This is a genomic window from bacterium, assembly GCA_023230585.1.
GTDB lineage: Bacteria > Ratteibacteria > UBA8468 > B48-G9 > JAFGKM01 > JALNXB01.
Map to the genome: position 1 here is coordinate 1 of JALNXB010000079.1, position 6792 is coordinate 6792.

Here is a 6792-nt window from a genome sequence, read left to right on the forward strand (position 1 = left end):
AAAACAATAGTGTGAATGTTCCAATACGCCTTATAGCTTTACCTGAGAAGGAAGTATGCAATCAATGGCATAATGTGCCGCAGGGAGAGTATTATCTCTTGACATACTTTTTCATAGATGACAGACTGGGGCGTTAGGATGGTAAAGTTGGCGGGGAGAAGGCAAAGCCCCCCCATTCCATCTTTGCAAGTTTTACACGTCGAATGTTATGAAGGTCGGTCCTCGGTGTTGTTTGCGGAGGTCTGACCTTCGTATAAGTTGAAAATAAAAGAGGTGATCCCTCTGTATGTCATTCCGGACTTGATCCGGAATCTCGGTTTTATTACCGCCCCATAGGTGACAAAGTGGACGGGGTAGAGGATTGTGCACTCGCTACTGCTGTGGTTTATAGCACTTTTCTGAGCAATTGATAGGATATTTGCCTGTAAAACATGCAGTGCAGAATTCTTCACTAGGTAGGTTCAAAGAAGAGAGCATCTGCTCTAAACTAATATAATGCAAACCATCAACACCAATAATTTTTTCAATCTCTTTAACAGAGTTTTTACCTGCTATAAGTTCTGCTTTATTGGGGAAATCTATCCCATAAAAACAAGGATATTTAATGGGTGGACAACTAACAGCCATATAAATCTTTTTAGCACCTGCTTCTCTAATATTTTCAATTCTTAGTCTGCTTGTTGTCCCTCTAACTATTGAATCCTCAATAACAATTACGCTTTTATCTTTGATGACTTCTTTTATTGGGTTGAGTTTTATTTTAACACTCTTTTCTCGTGACTCCTGAAAAGGTTGTATAAATGTTCTGCCTATATAATGGTTTCTAACTATACCCATCTCAAATGGCATTTTTTTTCTTTGAGAAAACCCTAAAGCAGCAATATTACCTGAATCTGGTATAGGTATAACAATATCTCCTTTATATGGAAATTCATCTGCAAGGTTCTCGCCAATCCTCTTACGAGCGTAATATACGCTTTCTCCAAAGATTTTACTATCTGGTCTTGCAAAGTATATAAATTCAAAAATACATCTTGCTACTCTATTCTGTTTCTCTTGATAAATACTTTTTAAACCGTTCTTGTTGATAAGAAGTATTTCACCTGGGTTTAATTCTCTTACATATTTAGCGCCTACAAAATCGAAAGCACAACTCTCAGAAGCAACAATATATCCGTTATCAAGTTTCCCAAGGCAAAGAGGTCTAAAACTCCAAGGGTCTTTAACTGCAACAATACCATCAGGTGAGAAGAAAACAAGAGAAAAAGCACCTTTTATTTGAGGTAATATATCAAGCAGTTTTTCAAGAAAAGTTTTTTTACGTGACATAGTAATAAGGTGCATAATAATTTCTGTGTCGAGGGTGGTTTGAAAAATACTTCCTTTTTCTTCAAGAAGTTTCCTTAAGGAAATACTATTGACAAGGTTGCCGTTATGAGCAATCCCATAAGTTTTACCTTTATATTCTGCTATAAAGGGTTGTATATTTTTAGATGAAGAACTGCCTGTGGTAGAATATCTAACGTGTCCTATCCCATAACTACCTTTTAATGCCTTAATGGTAGATGTTGAAAAGGCGTTTGATACAAGCCCCATACTTCTCTCACTTGTAGAAGTTTTGCTGTTTCCTGTAAGTATTCCACAACTCTCTTGCCCTCTGTGTTGTAGAGAAAAAAGAGCAGTGTATAGGATTTCTGCTGTCTTCTTGTTACCATATACTGCCGCTATACCGCAATTTTCTTTTAGTTCCATTTTGTATTCCTTTATTCAACGTTTTTTGCTTGTTTGCTAACAGCCCCTCCATATTCTTGATGCCTTATATCCGCCCACCCTGTCATCATGAACTTGTTTCAGTAACCTTGCCTTGTTCCGTTTTGTGGCGTTGCGAGGAGCGTTTTAGCCCGAATGCTTTCTAAGGGATTGCGACGTTACGAAACCCCTCCTACGCCAAGGCTTCGGCGAGTAAAACTCGCAAGACTAACTACAAAAGACGGAATGGGGGTGCTTGCTTAATATTCACTCGCAATGACAACTACCCCCCTCATCCTTGATCCTTCTCCCCTTGGGGTAGAAGGCAAGAAGGTGACAACTTTCACCTTAAGAATTGTCTGTCAAGAAAACTTTCTGAAAACTCAACAACAGTAGGTCTTCCGTGTGGACAAACAAAAGGTACTTTACATTTTAATAGAGAATTTTTAATATGAACAGCCTCAACTTCATTTAGTCTTTCTCCTGCTAAAACAGAGCCTCTACACGCTCTTCTTGCAAGTTGTTCTTCACTAAGCATCTTCACCTGTTTTTCTGCAAGGAGATTTCTTACAGATATTTCAGGATTTCTTATCAGTTGAGGAAAACCGTGTAGAGCTATAGAGTTTGAGTCCCAACGTGTAGTTAAAAAACCTATCTCCTCCAGTTTTGTATTACTTTCTTCCCATAGAGTCATCTCTTCTATATTAAGTTTTAAAATCATAGGGCTTAGAAGTTGTTGGACCTCTACACTACCAGTTTCAAACTGGTCTTTAAGTTTTTCATAATTTACCCTTTCGTGTGCTGCGTGCTGGTCTATTAAAAGTAGAGTGTCACCTGATTCAAAAAAAAGGTATTTATTTTTATAAGAACCTATATAGTTAGCTTCTTTTAGTTTTTGCTGTATAGTTGTTGGTTGTAAGTGCTCACAAGTTTCTTCGTTGTGTTTAAATTGTGTTTTATCATTTAAAAAGACCTGTTCTTGAATATTGTCTGAGATAGGTCTACTTTTTAAAAAAACAGAACTTTCTTGAGAAAAATGTGTATCTTCTCTTTTAACTTCTGCAACCTTTCCTTTAGTTGCAAGCAACTCAAACGTAAAGCGAGATATAGCAGAGGATATGGTTAGGTCATTTTTTAGTTTGACCTCTTTTTTGGAAGGGTGTATGTTGGCATCAACATCTACATAAGGTAGGTTGATATATATAACAAATATTGGATAAACATCCCTTGGCAATAAACTCCTATAAACTTGATTTACAGAGTATGATACAGATTGACAATATACAGGTCTGTTATTTACAAAAATAAATTGCTGGTCCCTGCGGGGTCTTTGAAGGTTTATATCCCCAAGGAAAACTTTACAAGAAAACCCTTCTTTCATAAACTTTTTTTCTGCTGTAATGATATTTTCTTTATTTGCATTAAGGACCTCAGATATCCTTAAAATATCTTCTCTAACTGGGTTATAATTTAGAATTTTTCTATTATTATGTGTTAAAGAAAATTTTTTATCAAAATAAAGTAGGCAGTAGGGAGTAAATATGTTTACTATTTGTCGGAACTCTGTCGAATCTGTCTTAAGAAATTTTTTTCTTGCAGGTGTATTAAAAAAGAGTTCTCTTATCTCTATTGTTGTTCCTATAGGATGCCCAATATCTCTTACTTTTATTTTTTCTCCGCCTCTCATATGTATTTCTTTACCTGTTTGGGAGTTGTCCTTATGTCTGCTTTTTAGTATAACATCTGCAACAGCTCCAATGCTATATAGTGCTTCACCTCGAAAGCCAAGAGAAGATATTTTGTAAAGGTCTTCTATATTTTTAAGTTTGCTTGTGGAATGTCTATAAAACAGTTTGTCTATATCGTCTGGTTCTATACCATCACCGTCATCTCTTATAGATATTAATTCCTTCCCTGCTTTTTGTATATCAACTATTATACTATTAGAGTTTGCATCAAGGGAGTTTTCAAGGCACTCTTTTACAACTGAAGCAGGTCTTTCTACAACTTCTCCTGCTGCAATTTTACTTATAAGTTTATCTGGTAAAACATTAATTTTTCCCATTTTGTATCTCTTTTTGTATCTTCTGAAGTTTTAAACTAACCTCTAAAGGTGTAGTGTTTTCTATGTTTATAGCAAGTATTTTATCTTTTACATCTTTAAGTGTATCTATCTTTTCTTTCAGTTCTTTGTATGGCGACACTTCTTTCTCTTCGAATAGAGAAGGTGTATCAATGTTAATCTCTCCAATGATGCTCTCCTGCAATGTTCCCTGAAGTTCAAGTTTTGAAAGAATTTCATTAGCTCTACTTAAAACATTTGCTGGCACCCCTGCAAGTTGTGCCACATAAATTCCATAACTTTGGTCTGTTCCACCTGGCATAATTTTGTGTAGGAAAGAAACTCCGCTACTACTTTCACTTACAGCTACATTATAGTTTTTTACACCCTGATTTTTTTGAGCCAGCCCTGTAAGTTCATGAAAATGTGTTGCAAAAAGGGTTCTTGCTTGAGTTTTTGTTATATGCTCAGATATAGCCCACGCAAGAGAAAACCCATCGTAAGTACTTGTTCCTCTACCTATCTCATCCAATATTATTAAACTTCTTTTTGAAAGATTGTTAAGTATCTCAGCGGTTTCTGTCATCTCAACCATAAATGTGCTATGCCCCTTACTTATTTCATCGTGAGCACCTATACGAGTAAAAACTTTATCTACAAGCCCAATTTTTGCTTCTTCTGCAGGTGTAAAACTGCCCGCTTGTGCCATAATTACAATTATAGCCACCTGCCTAATATATGTAGATTTTCCTGACATATTAGGTCCAGTAATTATAAGGAAATGGTTCTTTTTATTATCAAGTAGGGTATCGTTGGAAGTAAAAAAATCGTCTATCAATTTTTCTACCACAGGGTGTCTTCCGTTCTTTATGATAATGTCCATACCCTCGTTTATGTCAGGTCTTATATAATTGTTTTCTATAGCGTTAGATGCAAAAGAGCACAGAGTATCAACAACTCCAACAGATTCGGTTATTGAGTAAAGAAGTTTTGAGTTTTTAAGGATTTCTTCTCGCACCAATTCTATTACCTTGTTTTCTATTTCAAGTATTTTATCTTCCGCTGTAAGAATTTTTTCTTCAAATTCTTTAAGTTGAGGAGTTATAAACCTTTCTCCGTTCACAAGGGTCTGTTTTCTTATATAATTTTCTGGGACGAGTGAAAGATAACTCCTAGTAACCTCAATATAGTACCCAAAAACCTTGTTAAAACCTATTTTTAAAGAGTTTATACCTGTTCTTTTGATTTCTTCTTTTTGTAGGTTGCGTAGCCATTCTTTTATATTATCTCTTAAACCTCTTAACTCATCCATCTGTGCATCATAACCTTTTTTTACAAATCTACCCTCATAGGAAGAAGGTGATATATCAGAAGATACTATCATATCAAGAAATTCACGGAGTTCTGGTATATCAGGAAGGGAAAAAAGTTTGTTATTTTTCTCTTCTGTTTTTAGAAGTTCTTTAAGTAAAGGTATTTTCTCGAGCAACGTTTTTATACTAATAATATCCTTAACTATACCAGTATACCCGCAACTTATTCTTGATATAGATTTTTCTACATCACCAATACTTTGTAAAGTTTCTATTAAAGATGTCTTTAGGTTAGTATTGTCTATTATAGTTTTTACGCCTTCCTGCCTTTCTTTTATTTCTTTAATATTTAGTGAAGGATGGTGTAACCAAAATTTGAGTGTTCTCTTGCCCATAGGGGTTGAGGTCTTATCCAGAATACCTATAAGTTTGTTTAGTTCAAGGCCATAAGTCGCTGCTGGAGATATATAAAGATACTGGTTGTCTGTATATAGAGAAAGCGTATTTATATGAGTAAGAGGTTTTTTGTTTACCTCTTTGAGATATTCAAGTAAAGCCCCAGAACTTCTTATTGCAAGAGGTTTGTCTTCTATCCCAAAACCGCTTAAATTTCCCGTTTTGAAATGGTTGCATAAATTCTGCTTGGATATGTCAAGGTTGTAAATCCAATCTTCACATTCTGTTAAAGTGATTTTTTTTGAAGCAAGGGCTGAGTTGGTATTAAAAAAGTTTTCCGTAAACTCTCTTTTTGAAGCAGGGAAAATAGTTTCATATACACTTAATCTTGAAATTATCTCAGCAACTTTACCTATATCTTTAACTTCGCAGGTGCGTATTGTACCGCCTTCAGAATCTATAAATGAAATACCTACATTTTGTTGGGTTGGATATAAAGATAACAGGTATCTGGTATCGGTAGTATTATCGTCTATAAAGGTGCCTGTTGTGATAAGTCGAACAACCTCTCTGTTGACTATTCCTTTTGCAGATGAGGCGTCTTCAACCTGTTCACATATAGCGACTTTTTTTCCTGCTTTTATAAGTTTAGAGATATATGAATCTGCAGAATGGTAAGGAATACCACACATAGGAGCTTTTCCTGATGCGCCAGCACTCCTTGCAGTTAAAACAAGGTCCAATATACCTGAAGCAACTTTAGCGTCTTCGTAAAACATCTCATAAAAGTCACCTAATCTGAAAAAGAGTATATAATCAGGGTGTTCGTCTTTTATTTTTTTATATTGTTTAAGCATAGGGGTAAGGTTCTCCATAACTAAAATATTATACCATATTTTTGTCTTTTTATAAAGAAATCTTTGACATTAAAAAAGTTACAAGTTATATTAGAATATAAGTGGTAAAAAAGTATGGGGTGTATCTACTCACTCTGGTACTACGGTGCATACACCTTCTACGCCACAATCGGGCACTCTGAGAACTCACCCTTCTGCATAAAGAGCGTCTCCGAAGGGCTTAACAGGCTCAGAGTAGGGGAACAAAAGGCTTGAACCTTTTGTTAACAGCCCCCCCATTCCGTCTTTGCGAGCGCCTCTTAGCGTGGCAATCCCGCCGAAGGCGAAAAAGGAATGGGGGTAAACAATAGTGTATAGGATAAAAACGAGGATTGCCGCAGTCACACAAAGCGTTCCTTCGCAACGACAAAAAGCG

General features: G+C 35.8%; 3 protein-coding genes. All 3 read right to left on the reverse strand.

The genetic code is table 11. The annotated features are described in order from the left end of the window. Positions 1–372 precede the first annotated feature (372 nt). The 3 genes from purF to mutS all read right to left on the reverse strand — a co-directional run bounded on the left by purF (position 373) and on the right by mutS (position 6377). Positions 373–1752 carry an amidophosphoribosyltransferase gene (purF, locus tag M0P98_08800; protein MCK9266947.1) on the reverse strand — a complete coding sequence of 460 codons (1380 nt, stop codon included), beginning with the start codon at positions 1750–1752 and terminating at the stop codon, positions 373–375. 340 nt (positions 1753–2092) lie between these two features. Next, the gene (gene mutL, locus M0P98_08805) at positions 2093–3814 is read right to left on the reverse strand and encodes a DNA mismatch repair endonuclease MutL (protein MCK9266948.1); all 1722 of its coding nucleotides are present in this window, start codon (positions 3812–3814) and stop codon (positions 2093–2095) included. Continuing rightward, a complete protein-coding gene (mutS, locus tag M0P98_08810; protein MCK9266949.1) occupies positions 3801–6377 on the reverse strand; it encodes a DNA mismatch repair protein MutS in 2577 nt (858 codons plus the stop codon). The genes mutL and mutS overlap by 14 nt, the downstream gene beginning before the upstream one ends. Positions 6378–6792: the final 415 nt, after the last annotated feature.